This is a genomic window from Citrobacter sp. Cpo142 (assembly GCF_030332425.1).
Taxonomy (GTDB): Bacteria; Pseudomonadota; Gammaproteobacteria; order Enterobacterales; family Enterobacteriaceae; genus Citrobacter; species Citrobacter portucalensis.
In genome coordinates this window covers 24,719-41,418 of record NZ_JAOWHW010000141.1, presented here as the reverse complement: position 1 = coordinate 41,418, position 16,700 = coordinate 24,719, and the positions used below count along the sequence as shown (strand labels likewise).

Sequence of the window (16,700 nt, the reverse complement as noted above, 5' to 3'; positions counted from 1 at the left end):
TGGAGGCGCATTATAGGGAGTTTCCTGCGGCCCGCAACCCTTAAATGACAGAAAAATGACTGACTGCTGCATTCCACAGCAAAACCCCGCCTTATACCCATTTACGCACAGAGTTATCCACAATCGTAAGGAAATTATCTGTCAGCGCCCCTGAAAAGGGAGAGAATCGGTATGAAAACCTCTATATAGAAAGAAATTCACTCTACGCTATATAAAGAAGAAGGACTGACAACTTAAGCGCCATAATCCCTACCACCTTTGAATTACGCACCCCATCAGGCAATAATACCCGTACAAACCGTGATTTCAGGACCGTGATGAGATACTCCCTGCAACGTACTGCTATACGTAAACGCCCGATGATGCTTGGCACCACCGTGATCCTCATGGTTAGTGCAGTACTCTTCTCCGTGCTGCTTGTCGTTCATCTGATTTATTTCTCGCAGATCAGCAACATGACGCGCGATGCATTAGCGAGTAAAGCGCTTGCGGTCGCGCGAACGCTGGCCAACTCTCCGGAGATCCGCCTGGGACTAATGAAAAAGCCCGAGGAAAGCGGCATTCAGGCGATTGCCCAAGCGGTGAATAAGAGCAACGACTTTTTGTTCATCGTCGTCACTGATATGCAAAGCATTCGTTACTCCCATCCCGAAGCGCAGCGAATCGGTCAGCCATTTAAAGGCGATGACATATTGCTGGCCCTGCAAGGTAAAGAGAATGTCGCCATTAATCGCGGATTTCTGGCTAAAGCTCTACGTGTATTTACTCCTATCTATGACGAACATCATCGGCAGATTGGTGTGGTGTCGATCGGCCTTGAGCTAAGCCGGGTGACTGAGCAGATCAATAACAGCCGTGGCAGCATTATCTGGTCCATCTTATTTGGCGTGCTGGTTGGACTGCTCGGTACGTGGGTATTTGTCAAAGTCCTCAAGCGCATTCTGTTTGGCCTGGAACCTTATGAAATCTCCAATCTGTTCGAACAACGCCAGGCGATGCTGCACTCTATAAAGGAAGGTGTCATTGCCGTTGACGAATGCGGTGAGGTGACGCTGATTAACCAAGCGGCGCAGGAGCTGCTGGATTATCACAAATCACAAGATGATGCCCAGCTCTCCACACTCAGCCATGCGTGGTCACAGGTGGTCGATTTTTCACAGGTACTACATGACGGAACGCCGCGCCGCGATGAAGAGATCATGGTGAAGGATCGGCTACTCTTAATTAACACGGTCCCGGTACTCAGCAACGGTAAAATCATCGGTGCCATTTCAACCTTCAGAGATAAGACTGAAGTCCGAAAACTAATGCAACGTCTGGATGGTATGGTCAACTATGCCGACGCACTTCGTGAACGATCCCACGAATTCATGAATAAATTGCACGTGATTCTGGGATTATTGCATCTGAAAAGTTATAAGCAGCTTGAAAATTACATCCTGAAGACAGCAAACAATTATCAGGAAGAAATTGGCTCGCTGTTAGGAAAAATAAAATCACCGGTGATCGCAGGATTTTTACTCAGTAAGATTAATCGCACATCTGATTTAGGCCATAGTCTGGTCATTAGCAATGAAAGCCAGTTACCGGAAAATAGCAACGAAGATCAGGTGGCGGTGCTGATTACCGTTCTGGGGAATCTGATTGAAAACGCCCTGGAAGCGCTAGGTCAAGAACCTGGTGGTGAGATCAGCGTATCCTTGCATTATCGACACGGCTGGTTGCATTGCGAAGTGAATGACGATGGTCCGGGGATTGCCCCCGAAAACATTGAGCACATCTTTGAGAAGGGCGTTTCGTCAAAAGGAACCGAACGGGGCGTAGGTTTAGCGCTTGTTAAACAACAGGTTGAAAACGTTGGCGGCAATATATCCGTCGAGTCTGAACCTGGGATCTTCACCCAATTTTTTGTACAGTTACCGTGGAATGGTGAGAGGGCCAGCAGATGATCAATGTCTTAATTGTCGATGACGATGCAATGGTAGCGGAATTAAACCGCCGTTATGTCGCGCAGCTCTCCGGTTTTCACTGCTGCGGCACAGCCTCCACGCTGGAGAAAGCAAAAGAGATAATCTTTCATAGCGGTCATCATATCGATCTGATTTTGCTTGATATTTATATGCAAAAAGAAAACGGTCTGGATCTGCTACCGGTTCTACACAGTGAAGGTTGCAAGTGTGATGTCATTGTTATCTCTTCCGCCGCTGACGCGACCACCATCAAAGACTCCCTCCACTATGGTGTGGTTGATTACCTGATCAAACCTTTTCAGGCATCCCGTTTTGAAGAGGCGCTCACCGGCTGGCTGCACAAGAAAAACGAGATGGAAAAGCATCAGTACTATGAACAGTCTGAGCTTGACCAGTTGATTCACGGCAGCTCCTCCAATGAACAGGAAACGCGGCGCTTACCCAAAGGGTTAACGCCACAAACGTTACGCACGCTGTGTCAGTGGATTGATGAGCACCAGGATCAAGAGTTCTCCACAGATGAGCTGGCCAACGAGGTCAATATCTCGCGCGTCTCTTGCCGTAAATACCTTATCTGGCTCGTCAATTGTCACATCTTATTTACCAGCATCCATTATGGCGTGACCGGCAGACCTGTTTATCGTTATCGCGTGCAGGCTGAACACTACTCATTGCTTAAACAATATTGCCAATAAATACACTTGGGATTATTTGTTATTTGAAAGTAACAATTATTAAAATAATGAAAAATCCCAATTTCACCAGCTGAAACTGTAAAATTATAAATTTGCGTTAGATCAAATATATTTGTATCCGGCATGTTAAATGCATTATTTTAATATTGACAAACATCACACTGTTTTTAATTTCAAAATCGCTAACAAAAGTTAATTAAGTATTATCTAACTCGCAGAGTGTGTATTTTTACCCATAAAGGATTAGTCTGAAATTAACCAGACATACAAAATCTAGACTGGTAGCAATGGAGACCATGCTACGTACCATGGACACCGTACATTTTTGTGAGCAAATAAAAGTATCCGCACGCCGACCTCATCACATTATGAGATGGCGTGACCGTGATCACATAAATAATCTACTCACCCATTCTGTCGGTGGTTCACGTAATAGCGGAAAACGCAAAACAGATAAATTACAGCGTCAACCGCAGCTTTCCATGTTCAGCTCTGCTTCCCATCGCCTGAGGATTCTCTCCTCTGATCAAAGCCACAGAAAAAACCAAATATCGCCATAACTTTAAAAAAACATTCTAGCAAGACATTTGAACATTAATCGCAAATACGGATATATCGAATACTGACCATTTTTTGATGCTTATTCTGGCAAAAAAGAATGTGGCACAGATCCATTTTTCAAAAATTGACTGGGTTTTTCGCGAGGGTAAATAAAATGTTATTTAGTATACAACTTCTCATAATATTAATATGTTTGTTTTATGGTGCCAGAAAGGGCGGTATCGCGCTGGGTTTATTAGGCGGTATCGGCCTGGTCATTCTGGTTTTCGTTTTCCATCTCCAGCCGGGTAAACCACCTGTAGATGTAATGCTGGTTATTATTGCCGTGGTGGCCGCATCGGCAACCTTGCAAGCCTCCGGCGGCCTTGACGTTATGCTGCAAATCGCTGAAAAGCTGCTGCGCCGTAACCCAAAATACGTTTCCATCGTCGCACCTTTCGTTACCTGCACCCTGACGATTCTCTGCGGTACAGGCCACGTGGTATACACCATCCTGCCAATCATTTATGACGTTGCCATTAAGAACAATATTCGCCCGGAACGTCCGATGGCGGCGAGTTCTATCGGCGCGCAGATGGGGATTATCGCCAGCCCGGTTTCTGTAGCCGTTGTGTCACTGGTGGCAATGCTGGGTAACGTAACGTTTGAAGGCAAGCATCTCGAATTCCTCGACCTGCTCAGCATCACCATCCCGTCTACCCTGTTGGGTATCCTGGCGATCGGTATCTTCAGCTGGTTCCGTGGTAAGGATCTGGATAAAGATGAAGAGTTCCAGAAGTTCATTTCCGTACCTGAAAACCACAACTATGTGTATGGCGATACCGCCACGCTGTTAGACAAAAAGCTGCCGAAAAGCAACTGGCTGGCCATGTGGATCTTCCTGGCCGCTATCGCCGTTGTTGCCGTGCTTGGCGCGTTCTCTGAGCTGCGTCCTACCTTTAGCGGCAAACCGCTGTCAATGGTGCTGGTTATCCAGATGTTCATGCTGCTGACCGGTGCGCTGATTATTATCCTGACGAAGACCAATCCCGCTTCAATATCTAAAAACGAAGTCTTCCGTTCCGGTATGATCGCGATTGTGGCGGTGTACGGTATTGCCTGGATGGCCGAAACAATGTTCGGCGCGCACATGACAGAAATCGAAGGTGTGCTGGGCAATATGGTGAAAGAGTATCCGTGGGCCTATGCAATTGTTCTGCTGCTGGTATCCAAATTTGTAAACTCCCAGGCAGCGGCGCTGGCAGCGATTGTTCCGGTCGCGCTGGCAATCGGAGTTGATCCCGCGTACATCGTGGCTTCTGCTCCGGCATGTTACGGTTACTACATTCTACCGACCTACCCGAGCGATCTGGCTGCTATCCAGTTTGACCGTTCCGGCACCACCCACATCGGCCGCTTCGTTATCAACCACAGCTTCATTCTGCCTGGCTTGATCGGCGTAAGCGTATCCTGTGTCTTTGGTTGGATCTTCGCCGCAATGTACGGTTTCCTGTAATCACAGTTCGCGTGCCGTCCACGTTGGTACGGCACGCCACCATGAAGACACAGAGAATTTTAAAATTCCTGAGAAAAATGAAAAGGCTGGAAGCAAATGTCAAAAGTTGAATTCACTTACCAGGCGGCTTTCCCACTGGGGGAAGACAAAACTGAGTACTACCTGCTGACATCCGAACACGTCAGCGTCGGCGAGTTTGAAGGCGAAACAATCCTGAAAGTAGCCCCTGAAGCACTTACGCTACTGGCCCAGCAAGCCTTCCACGATGCCTCCTTCATGCTCCGCCCAGAACACCAACAGCAAGTCGCCTCAATTCTCCATGATCCCGAAGCCAGCGAAAACGATAAGTACGTGGCACTGCAGTTCCTGAGAAACTCCGAAATCGCCGCCAAAGGCGTGTTGCCAACCTGCCAGGACACCGGTACGGCAATCATCATGGGTAAAAAAGGTCAGCGTGTTTGGACCGGCGGCGGCGATGAAGCGGCGCTCTCCAAAGGCGTATTTAATACCTATATCGAAGATAACCTGCGCTACTCGCAAAACGCGGCGCTGGATATGTACAAAGAAGTGAATACCGGCACCAACCTGCCCGCACAGATCGATCTGTACAGCGTGGACGGTGACGAATACAAATTCCTGTGCGTGGCCAAAGGCGGCGGCTCAGCCAACAAAACCTATCTGTATCAGGAAACCAAAGCGCTGCTGACTCCCGGCAAACTGAAAAACTTCCTGGTTGAGAAAATGCGTACGCTGGGTACCGCAGCTTGCCCGCCGTACCACATCGCATTCGTCATTGGCGGCACGTCAGCGGAAAGCACCCTTAAAACGGTGAAGCTGGCCAGCACACACTACTATGACGCGCTGCCGACTGAAGGCAATGCTCACGGCCAGGCGTTCCGCGATCTGCAACTGGAACAGGAACTACTGGAAGAAGCGCAAAAACTCGGCCTTGGCGCTCAGTTTGGCGGAAAATACTTCGCACACGATATCCGCGTGATCCGCCTGCCTCGCCACGGCGCGTCCTGCCCGGTTGGTATGGGCGTTTCTTGCTCCGCAGACCGTAACATCAAGGCCAAGATCAACCGCGAAGGGATCTGGATTGAAAAACTGGAACATAACCCAGGTCAGTACATTCCAGAATCTCTGCGCCAGGCGGGCGAAGGCGAAGTGGTTAAAGTTGACCTTAACCGCCCAATGAAAGAGATCCTCGCCCAGCTCTCTCAGTACCCGGTTTCTACTCGTCTGTCACTGAGCGGTACTATCATTGTTGGTCGTGACATTGCCCACGCGAAGTTAAAAGAACGTATTGAGTCCGGCGAAGGTCTGCCGCAGTACGTGAAAGATCATCCGATCTACTACGCGGGTCCGGCCAAAACGCCTGCAGGCTACCCGTCCGGTTCTTTAGGTCCAACCACCGCGGGTCGTATGGACTCCTACGTTGACCTGTTGCAGTCTCACGGCGGCAGCATGATCATGCTGGCAAAAGGTAACCGTAGCCAGCAGGTGACTGACGCCTGCCACAAACACGGCGGCTTCTACTTGGGCAGCATCGGTGGACCGGCAGCGGTACTGGCGCAGCAGAGCATTAAGCATCTGGAATGCGTGGAATACCCGGAGCTGGGAATGGAAGCTATCTGGAAAATCGAAGTAGAAGATTTCCCGGCTTTCATCCTGGTCGATGACAAAGGCAACGATTTCTTCCAGCAAATCGTCAGCAAACAATGCGCTAACTGCGCGAAGTAACCCATTCGGCCCGGCACTGGACTGGCACTAAATTTTTGGCGTCAGTCCAGCGATCCCCCCGGGCCAACTTTATCCCCCCCATTTACTGGTATTGAATTTTTGCCGTTCACAGGGAATAGTGACCTTTTCCATTACGTGTGAATTCGCAATGCTCCGCACTCTGAACCCCACAGTCTTGCGCACTGGCGCATTGATCCTGGCGCTGATTCTTATCTACACCGGTATCTCTGCCTCTGAGAAAATCACCTGGCTGATGGAAGTCACGCCAGTCATTATTGTCGTCCCGCTGTTGCTGGCTACCATGAAGCAGTACCCATTGACGCCGCTGCTTTATACGTTGATTTTCTTGCACGCCATCATTCTGATGGTAGGTGGGATGTATACCTACGCCAAAGTTCCCATTGGTTTTCAGGTTCAGGAATGGCTGGATCTCAGCCGTAACCCCTATGACAAGCTGGGCCATTTCTTCCAGGGGCTGGTACCAGCCCTGACGGCAAGAGAGATTTTAGTGCGCGGCAATATTGTCCGTGGTCGTAAGATGCTGTCATTTCTGGTCTGCTGCGTAGCGCTGGCGATTAGCGCAATGTATGAACTGATCGAATGGTGGGCGGCGCTGGCAATGGGACAAGGTGCGGATGATTTCCTTGGCACGCAGGGTGACCCGTGGGATACCCAGTCGGACATGTTCTGCGCCCTGCTCGGCGCATTAACAACGGTCCTCGCACTGGCGGGCTGGCACAATCGGCAGTTGAAAACGGCCGGAGAGCGCTAACGCTTTTCCGGCAATCTACGCTACCTACTGCGATACTTGATAACCAGAATCGGCAAGGCGAACAACAGTGTCAGAAAGTTCGCCATGCTGACGGCAGTATCTTCAATCAATAATCCGTAAATCAGCCACAAAACCAGCCCGCACACAAACATCACATACATCAAACCGGAGATGCCTTGCGTGTTGCGGGTGGTAATAACCTTAATGGCTTGCGGTAAGAAAGAGAGCGTCGTCAGGCTAGCCGCCATATACCCAATCCACGAATGCCATTCCATCGCTACGCCTTCACATCGCCTGGAGTGGCTACCGCAATAGCCGGGATATCCAGTTGCTCATGGTGCTGCGGCACCTTGCGATACTTATCCAGTAAATGGATCTGGATCCTGCGCAGGGTGTCGCCATTCAGTCGATAAAAGCGGAAATACAGGACTAAGGTCACCACGAAAAAGAGTGCGGGTAGCGCTATCATAATAAACTGCATGCCAACGATGGTTTCGGCAGACTGCGCGACATTCGGCGCGTAATTAATCACCCCGAGTATCAACGCGATAAAGAAAGCGGCAAATGCTGACCCGCCTTTTACCACCATTGTCTGCACCGAATAAGCGATACTTTCACAACGAACATTAAGTTTGTATTCGCCGTAATCAACGGTATCCGCCACCATAATAACCTGCAACACCCAGAAAAGCGCAGATCCAATATTTAGTAAAACACCAGCAATAACAATCAGTAAGATATTATGGAAATCTGCCAGCGCCATCACCAGTAGTACGCTACAGCTAAGCACCGGCAGCACCGATGCCCCAGCCCACAAGATCCGTCGTGACAACGCGCTTACCAACCGAGGAAAGAAAATCAGCGTCAGCAGGTTTGCCGCACCTGCGTAAGACATGTAGTACGGGAAGAGACTTGCATCGCCAATCACGTAGGTAAAATAGTAAATGGCAAAGCCAGCAATGATATTGGATGCAATATTGTAAGCCAGTGCCATACCTAACAGGCAGGTTAGCTGGTCATTTTTATAAATGAGCCCAACGATCGCTTTCAACCCAAGACGACTGCTGTCTGCCGTGGCCTCACTGTCTGACGTAAAAACCTCATGCACATTCCGTAGCGTCACAACGGTGGAAACGATAAAGAACGCGATGAGAATGAGCGTAAACATCTGAAAACCAAAACCACGATCGGCTCCGCCAACATAGCTCACAAAAGGTAGCGTCACGCCTACGGTAACAAACCCGGCAAGGCTGGCGAAGAAACGCGGATACGGCACCAGTTGTTCACGTTCGCGTTTATCCAGTGTAATGGTTGGCACCAGTGACCAGAATGGAATATCCATAATGGTGTAGGTCATTCCCCATAATATATACGTCACGCAAACAAATACGACCTGCGCAGTACCCTCAAAAAGATGTGCGCTAAAAAGCAAAAACAGCACCAATGAGTTCGCCAGCGTACCGAGCAAGATCCAGGGTTTAAATTTTCCCCAGCGCGATCGGGTGGCGTTCACAATCCAGCCCATGATGGGATCGTTTACCGCATCCCAGATCCTTGCCGCCAGGAACAACGTTCCGACCAGCCCCACCGATAATCCCACCACGTCGGTGTAGTAATACATCAGGTACATGTACACAATTCCGATGGCGAAATCCTTACCAAACGCTCCAAATCCATAACTGAGTTTTGTTGTCAGAGATATGCTCATAGGGTATCGGGTCGCTGTTACCAGCGCCCGCCTTCTGTAAGAGGAAACGTCAGAGGTTAAACGCCGAATACAATGCCCGGCGTGATTGTGTATTAACGGTGCAGCCAGGCCGGCAGCCAGTCGCCGTGAGACGCGATCAGGTCGTCCACCAGCGCATAAATCTCTTCAATCCCCAGTACAGCGGCGGTATGCGGATCCATCATCGCCGCGTGATAAACGCGATCGCGATTCTCCGTCAGGATGGCTTCCGTTAGCAGGGTCTGAACATTGATATTGGTTTGCATCATGGCCGCCAAATGTGACGGGAGAGTCCCGACTTTCGTTGGCTGAATACCATTCGCATCGACCAGACAAGCGACTTCAACGCAGCAGCCTTGCGGCAGGTTATCGATCAGATTGTCATTGCGAACGTTGCCATACACGACGCTCGGTTCACCGGTCCAGATAGCGTTCATGATAGTGCTGGCATATTCGCGCGACGGTTTAATGTCGATCCGCTCAGCCGTTTTGTACTCTTCCAGCTCTTTTTTCCAGTTCGCCAACTGTTCCACACAACGTTTCGGATATTCATCCAATGGCACCTTATAGCGCTCAATCAGATCTTCACGCCCCGGTTTGATAAACCACGGCGTATATTCAGCGAAGTGCTCCGACGATTCGGTGACGAAATACCCCAGTTTTTTGAACATTTCATAACGCACAATGTTCTGGCAACGGGTATTTCCGTGAATATTTGGTTTCGGCGCCTGACCGGATTCATAGGCCGCCAGCAGCTCCGGGTAGAGATTCACATAGGCACCGTCCGCCGTTTTGCGCTCCAGCTCCAGATAAAACGCCATATGGTTGATCCCGGCACTGCGATAGCGCAAAGAAGCAGGGTCGATGTTCAGATCGCGGGCCAACTCCTCCGCCGTCCCCTGCACCGAATGACACAACCCAACCTGCTTAATATGCGGATAACGTGCATACATTGCCCAGGTGTTCATTGCCATCGGGTTAACGTAGTTAAGCATCGTGGCCTGCGGACAGACTTCGGTCATATCCTCACAAATCTGCCATAAATGCGGGATGGTACGCAGCGCGCGCATGATGCCGCCCGGCCCCAGCGTGTCGGCAATCGTCTGCTCCAGACCATGGCGTTTACACACCGTAAAATCGGTGACGGTACAAGGTTCATAGCCGCCAATCTGGAAAGCGACCACTACAAAATCAGCATCCTGTAATGCTGCTTTTTGATCGGTATAGCAGGTGATTCGTCCAGACGCGCCCGCAGAATCCATCAACTTGCGCACAACAACGTGTGATTCTTCCAGACGCGTAGGATCGAGATCCATCAAGGCGATATGCGCAGATTTAAGCGCATCGCGGTGAAAGACATCCCCAAGAATATTTTTGACGAAAATCGTGGAACCGGCGCCGATAAAGGTAATTTTGGGTGCAGACATCATGACTCTCCAGAACATTAGTGAACACAGTCATGGTGGCACAGCGCATAGATGAAAACCTCCGACTTCCCTGCCGAGCATTCCCATAAACTCAGATCATCACTCTGCGCCCTATTGGATCTGAGTTTATGGGACAAAATTACCCAAAAAGCAGAGTATGCGGCCGCAAAATGTCGCTATGCTCAATGGTAACGGTCCAATTTGTGTCCTGATTCTCAGCCTTAATACGTGTTAAATGACATGATTCTGATAATTCAGGAAATGGAGCAACCATGAGTACATTACCGACATCGCCTCTCCCTCCCGATCCGCACATGTGCAGTAGCGATGAAGAACAAACCCGCAGCCCGCTATCGCTGTACTCAGAATATCAACGGATGGATATCGAGTTGCGCTCACCGCATGCTATGCCTGCCAGCCACTGGCATGGGCAGGTGGAGATCAATGTTCCGTTTGATGGTGACGTCGAGTACCTTATCAACAATGAAGTCGTGCAGATAAAACAGGGACACATCACGCTATTCTGGGCCTGTACACCGCATCAACTCACGCGTCCGGGCAGCTGCCAAAGTATGGCTATCTTCAATTTACCGATGCACCTTTTCCTCTCCTGGCCGCTGGATCGCGAGCTGATCAACCATGTTACCCATGGAATGGTCATCAAATCGCTGGCGTCGCAGCAGTTGAGCACCTTTGAGGTTCAGCGCTGGCAACAGGAACTGAGCAACCCGAACGAACAAATTCGCCAGCTCGCCATTGATGAAATTGGTCTGATGCTCAAACGGTTTAGCCTTTCCGGTTGGCAGCCTATCCTGGTCAATAAAACCTCGCGGACCCACAAAAACAGCGTGTCGCGGCACGCCCAGTTTTACGTCAGCCAAATGCTGAGCTTTATTGCCGACAACTACGATCAGGCGCTCACCATCAACGACGTCGCGGAACACGTGAAGCTCAACGCCAACTACGCGATGGGGATTTTCCAACGCGTAATGCAACTCACCCTGAAGCAGTACATTACGGCAATGCGGATCAATCACGTCCGCGCATTGCTCAGCGATACCGATAAAACCATTCTCGACGTTGCGTTGACCGCCGGATTCCGATCCAGCAGCCGTTTTTATGACACCTTCAGCAAGTTTGTCGGCATGTCGCCGCAGCAGTACCGCAAACTAAGCCAGCAGCATCGGCAAACAATCGCAGGTTGATATCATTCGGCAATATCAGTATCAGCCAAAAAAATATTCCCCCTGTCGATAAACGGCGGTGAAAAACCGCCAACAAGTAAACATAAACCACTGTTTAAAAACAAATTAAACACAAATCAGGCTACTTTTTACCCGCTTTACAGCCCATTTTGACAGGATAATACTTGCCTGCGTCACATTCATACGGTGTGTCTGCAATTCATAGATTGCAACCTTTCCACAACCGGGTAAAAGATGATGAAAGTATTAATTGTTGAAAGTGAGTTTCTGCATCAGGACACCTGGGTCGGTAGCGCTGTCGAACGTCTGGCTGACGCATTAAGCCGCCAAAATGTTACCGTCATTAAGTCCACCTCATTCGACGATGGTTACGCAATCCTCGCCGCCAATGAAGCCATTGATTGTCTGATGTTCAGCTATCAAATGGAACAACAAGATGAGCACCTGAACGTCAGGCAATTGATCGGCAAGCTCCACGAGCGCCAGCAAAACGTTCCCGTTTTCCTGCTGGGCGATCGCGAAAAAGCCACCGCATCGCTGGATCGCGACCTGCTGGAGCTTGTCGATGAATTCGCCTGGATTCTGGAAGACACCGCAGACTTTATCGCCGGGCGCGCCGTTGCGGCAATGACCCGCTACCGCCAACAGCTTCTGCCACCGCTGTTCAGCGCGCTGATGAAGTACGGCGACATCCATGAATACTCCTGGGCAGCACCGGGTCACCAGGGCGGCGTCGGATTCACCAAAACGCCGGCCGGTCGTTTCTATCATGATTACTATGGTGAAAACTTATTCCGTAGCGACATGGGTATTGAACGTGCATCGCTCGGCTCGCTGCTGGATCATACCGGCGCGTTTGGCGAGAGCGAAAAATATGCCGCCCGCGTGTTTGGCGCTGATCGCTCCTGGTCTGTAGTGGTCGGGACTTCCGGCTCTAACCGCACCATCATGCAAGCTTGTATGACCGACAACGACGTCGTGGTGCTGGATCGTAACTGCCATAAATCCATCGAGCAGGGGCTTATCCTCACCGGGGCAAAACCGGTGTATATGGTGCCAAGCCGCAACCGGTACGGCATTATCGGGCCTATCTACCCGCAGGAAATGCAGCCTGAAACATTGCAGAAAAAGATCAGCGAAAGCCCGCTGACCAAAGGTAAAGCCGGGCAAAAACCGTCTTACAGCGTTGTGACCAACTGTACCTACGACGGTGTTTGCTACAACGCCAAAGAGGCCCAGGACCTGCTCGCGCAAACCAGCGATCGCATCCACTTCGATGAGGCCTGGTACGGCTATGCTCGCTTCAACCCAATTTATGCCGATCACTACGCCATGCGTGGCGCGCCGGGCGATCATAACGGTCCTACCGTTTTTGCCACCCACTCAACCCACAAACTGCTGAATGCGCTTTCTCAGGCATCTTACATTCACGTTCGTGAAGGTCGTGGGGCCGTGAACTTCTCCCGCTTTAACCAGGCGTACATGATGCACGCCACTACCTCTCCGCTGTATGCCATCTGCGCCTCAAACGACGTGGCGGTCTCCATGATGGATGGTAACAGCGGCCTGTCACTCACCCAGGAAGTGATCGACGAAGCGGTCGATTTCCGTCAGGCCATGGCACGGTTGTACAAAGAATTCACCGCCGAAGGCGACTGGTTCTTCAAACCGTGGAACAAAGAGATTGTGACCGATCCGCAGACCGGCAAAACCTATGACTTTGCCGATGCGCCAACCCAACTCCTGACCACTGACCAGAACTGCTGGGTGATGCGTCCGGGTGAATCCTGGCATGGATTTAAAGACCTGCCGGATAACTGGAGCATGCTGGACCCGATCAAAGTCAGCATTCTGGCACCGGGTATGGGCGACGATGGTGAACTGGAAGAGAACGGCGTACCGGCTGCACTGGTTACCGCCTGGCTTGGCCGCCACGGCATCGTGCCGACCCGAACCACCGACTTCCAGATTATGTTCCTGTTCTCCATGGGGATTACCCGCGGGAAATGGGGCACACTGATCAACACGCTGTGCTCTTTCAAACACCATTACGATGCCAACACCCCGCTGGCACAGGTGATGCCAGAACTGGTTGAGGAACATCCAGACACTTACGCCAACATGGGCATTCACGATCTGGGCGACACCATGTTCGCCTGGCTGAAAGAGAACAACCCAGGCGCACGTCTCAACGCGGCCTACTCCGGCCTGCCTGCTGCTGAAATCACCCCGCGTGAAGCCTATAACGCGATAGTCAGCGATAACGTTGAGATGGTGGCCATTGAAAATCTGCCGGGTCGTATAGCCGCGAATTCCGTTATTCCTTACCCACCAGGAATTCCGATGCTGCTGTCCGGGGAAAACTTTGGCGACGCCAATAGCCCGCAGATTAGTTATCTACGTTCGTTGCAGTCCTGGGACCACCACTTCCCTGGATTTGAACATGAAACCGAAGGAACGGAAATTATTGACGGTGTGTACCACGTTATGTGCGTGAAAGCATAATGTCGTTTTATAGATAGTCCGATGTTTAAGGTAGACATGTCATGCTTGAGTAATTCCTGAGTATTGCTGCAAAACAATAACATTGTCATACCTTTTTGCGCGGGACCACCCCGCGCTTTTTTTATACGCAAATAGCGCCTTTCCACTTGCGTACAAAAATGTGTACATAAGAAAAATCCCGCCAAACATTGTAATTAATTTCAGACACGTTATTTTATTGCAGTCCTGGTTTCATCATACAATTTCAATTTAGCCGATTTGGCTCATCCGATGTTGAGCTACGGTGTTTTATGTTCATATTCCTGGAGTTGGGTATGAGGCTTTGCAGCAAAGAAGCTTGTGTTGTTGTATTAACGGAGAAGGATGTTTGGTTAAGGATTAACGGTAAAGAAGCCATCAGTTTAAAAGCTAATCATATGGCACTGGTGGCATGCGATAATAATATTATCGATTTCTCATCACTTAATAACGCATTGGTCGTACATATCAGCCGCGATATCATTAAAGATTATCTGCGCTTTTTAAATAAAGACCTTTCACAGATCCCACTCTGGCAACGCAGTGCCAGCCCAGTGATGACCGCCGCGTGTCTGACGCCGGATGTCTTCAGGGTGGCTGCCCAACATAGCGTAATGGACACAGTGAACGAAGCTGAAAGAGAGCGTACACGCTCGCTACTGTTCACGGTGTTATCACGCTTTCTCGACAGCAAAAAGTTTATTTCTTTGCTCATGTATATGCTGCGCAACTGTATCAGCGACAGCGTTTATCACATTATTGAGAGCGATATACATAAAGACTGGAATTTAAGCATGGTTGCCAGTTGCTTATGTCTGAGTCCCAGTTTGTTAAAGAAAAAGCTCAAAAGTGAAAATACAAGTTACAGCCAAATAATTACCACATGTCGCATGCGATATGCCGTCAATCAATTACTGATGGACGGCAAAAACATTTCCCAGGTATCTCAACTGTGTGGATATAACAGTACCTCATACTTTATCTCCGTATTCAAAGAGTTCTATGGGATGACGCCTCTGCATTATGTTAGTCAACATAGGGAGCCATCCGCCGCCTGATTTTTAATCAGTTAGCGATAAGCCATAATAATATCAGCATTAGCGATACCCCAGCTCCGTCATCATTAAACAGACTTTTGACGAGGTATGATAAGGCGTCATTTATCCTTATCAGGAGTTAAAAAATATGTCGACGGATGCTGATGCTCACAAAGTGGGCTTAATCCCCGTCACCCTTATGGTGTCGGGGAATATTATGGGTTCCGGTGTATTCCTGCTACCCGCAAACCTTGCGTCAACTGGCGGGATTGCAATCTACGGATGGTTGGTCACGATTATCGGTGCTCTGGCACTGTCGATGGTGTACGCCAAAATGTCGTCCTTAGACTCCAGTCCCGGTGGTTCTTATGCTTACGCCCGCCGTTGCTTCGGTCCTTTTTTGGGCTACCAGACCAACGTGCTGTACTGGCTGGCCTGCTGGATTGGTAACATCGCCATGGTGGTCATTGGCGTCGGTTACCTGAGCTACTTCTTCCCCATCTTAAAAGATCCGCTGGTCCTGACGCTGACCTGCGTCGTAGTGCTGTGGATCTTCGTATTACTGAACATTGTCGGACCGAAAATGATCACCCGCGTGCAGGCCGTCGCAACGGTACTGGCACTGGTGCCAATTGTCGGGATTGCCGTCTTCGGTTGGTTCTGGTTCCGCGGTGAAACCTATATGGCGGCCTGGAACGTCAGCGGCATGAACACCTTCGGCGCAATTCAAAGCACTCTGAACGTCACCTTGTGGTCATTTATCGGGGTGGAAAGCGCCTCCGTTGCGGCTGGCGTGGTTAAAAATCCCAAACGTAACGTACCTATCGCCACCATGGGCGGCGTGCTGATTGCCGCTGTTTGCTACGTGCTCTCCACCACCGCGATCATGGGTATGATCCCTAACGCGGCGCTGCGTGTATCAGCCTCTCCGTTCGGTGATGCCGCACGTATGGCGCTGGGTGACACCGCTGGGGCGATTGTTTCCTTCTGTGCTGCTGCCGGGTGTCTTGGTTCTCTGGGCGGCTGGACGCTGCTTGCCGGGCAAACCGCCAAAGCCGCAGCCGATGACGGCCTGTTCCCACCGATTTTTGCCCGCGTGAACAAAGCCGGTACGCCAGTGGCCGGGTTAATTATTGTCGGCATCCTGATGACCATCTTCCAGTTCAGCAGTATGTCGCCGAACGCAGCGAAAGAGTTTGGTCTGGTCTCTTCGGTTTCCGTTATTTTCACCCTGGTGCCGTATCTGTACACCTGCGCCGCGCTGCTGCTGCTCGGCCATGGCCACTTTGGTAAAGCACGCCCGATGTACTTACTGGTGACCTTTATCGCCTTTGTCTACTGCATCTGGGCGGTTGTCGGTTCCGGCGCCAAAGAAGTGATGTGGTCGTTCGTCACGCTGATGATCATCACCGCGCTGTACGCACTGAACTACAACCGGATCCATAAAAACCCGTATCCACTGGATGCCCCGGTAAACAATAACTAACTTAAGCAATCGTCATTGCCCGATGGCGTCAGTTCATCGGGCCTACGCTGCCTCGCTGAT

At 50.3% G+C, this 16,700-nt stretch carries 12 protein-coding genes; 9 read left to right on the top strand and 3 right to left on the bottom strand.

Going from position 1 to position 16,700, the window contains the following annotated elements; genetic code table 11:
* Nucleotides 1-317: 317 nt before the first annotated feature.
* The 5 genes from OGY18_RS21240 to OGY18_RS21220 all read left to right on the top strand — a co-directional run bounded on the left by OGY18_RS21240 (nt 318) and on the right by OGY18_RS21220 (nt 7,236).
* Nucleotides 318-1,949 carry a sensor histidine kinase gene (locus OGY18_RS21240; RefSeq protein WP_286554279.1) on the top strand — a complete coding sequence of 544 codons (1,632 nt, stop codon included), beginning with the start codon at nt 318-320 and terminating at the stop codon, nt 1,947-1,949.
* Nucleotides 1,946-2,665: a two-component system response regulator DcuR gene (gene dcuR, locus OGY18_RS21235; protein WP_079939018.1), complete on the top strand. Its 720-nt coding sequence runs from the start codon at nt 1,946-1,948 to the stop codon at nt 2,663-2,665. The genes OGY18_RS21240 and dcuR overlap by 4 nt, the downstream gene beginning before the upstream one ends.
* A 715-nt stretch (nt 2,666-3,380) precedes the next feature.
* Nucleotides 3,381-4,721, top strand: coding sequence for an anaerobic C4-dicarboxylate transporter DcuB (gene dcuB / locus OGY18_RS21230; protein ID WP_003031873.1), 1,341 nt, complete (start codon nt 3,381-3,383; stop codon nt 4,719-4,721).
* A gap of 96 nt (nt 4,722-4,817) precedes the next feature.
* Nucleotides 4,818-6,464, top strand: coding sequence for a class I fumarate hydratase FumA (fumA, locus tag OGY18_RS21225; RefSeq protein ID WP_057068411.1), 1,647 nt, complete (start codon nt 4,818-4,820; stop codon nt 6,462-6,464).
* A 148-nt stretch (nt 6,465-6,612) separates the two neighbouring features.
* Nucleotides 6,613-7,236, top strand: a complete 624-nt coding sequence (locus OGY18_RS21220; RefSeq protein WP_286554277.1) for a DUF2238 domain-containing protein — start codon at nt 6,613-6,615, stop codon at nt 7,234-7,236.
* 20 nt (nt 7,237-7,256) lie between these two features.
* Here OGY18_RS21220 and OGY18_RS21215 read toward each other — a convergent pair whose 3' ends face one another.
* From OGY18_RS21215 to melA, 3 genes are all read right to left on the bottom strand, one after another.
* Nucleotides 7,257-7,511 carry a SemiSWEET transporter gene (locus OGY18_RS21215; protein WP_079939016.1) on the bottom strand — a complete coding sequence of 85 codons (255 nt, stop codon included), beginning with the start codon at nt 7,509-7,511 and terminating at the stop codon, nt 7,257-7,259.
* A 2-nt stretch (nt 7,512-7,513) separates the two neighbouring features.
* Nucleotides 7,514-8,944 carry a melibiose:sodium transporter MelB gene (melB, locus tag OGY18_RS21210; RefSeq protein ID WP_286554275.1) on the bottom strand — a complete coding sequence of 477 codons (1,431 nt, stop codon included), beginning with the start codon at nt 8,942-8,944 and terminating at the stop codon, nt 7,514-7,516.
* A gap of 92 nt (nt 8,945-9,036) precedes the next feature.
* Complete coding sequence (gene melA, locus OGY18_RS21205) at nt 9,037-10,392, bottom strand: alpha-galactosidase (protein ID WP_008786970.1); 1,356 nt, start codon at nt 10,390-10,392, stop codon at nt 9,037-9,039.
* A gap of 269 nt (nt 10,393-10,661) precedes the next feature.
* On the opposite strand from melA, the gene melR reads away from it, so the two are divergent.
* The 4 genes from melR to adiC all read left to right on the top strand — a co-directional run bounded on the left by melR (nt 10,662) and on the right by adiC (nt 16,640).
* The gene (melR, locus tag OGY18_RS21200) at nt 10,662-11,594 is read left to right on the top strand and encodes a transcriptional regulator MelR (protein WP_003826756.1); all 933 of its coding nucleotides are present in this window, start codon (nt 10,662-10,664) and stop codon (nt 11,592-11,594) included.
* Nucleotides 11,595-11,831: 237 nt separating this feature from the next.
* On the top strand, nt 11,832-14,099 hold the full coding sequence (adiA, locus tag OGY18_RS21195; RefSeq protein ID WP_286554283.1) for an arginine decarboxylase: 2,268 nt from the start codon (nt 11,832-11,834) through the stop codon (nt 14,097-14,099).
* A gap of 314 nt (nt 14,100-14,413) precedes the next feature.
* Nucleotides 14,414-15,175: an AraC family transcriptional regulator gene (locus OGY18_RS21190; protein WP_008786968.1), complete on the top strand. Its 762-nt coding sequence runs from the start codon at nt 14,414-14,416 to the stop codon at nt 15,173-15,175.
* Between the two features lie 127 nt (nt 15,176-15,302).
* Entirely contained in the window at nt 15,303-16,640 is a 1,338-nt protein-coding gene (gene adiC, locus OGY18_RS21185; protein ID WP_003031853.1) for an arginine/agmatine antiporter, read from the top strand.
* Nucleotides 16,641-16,700: the final 60 nt, after the last annotated feature.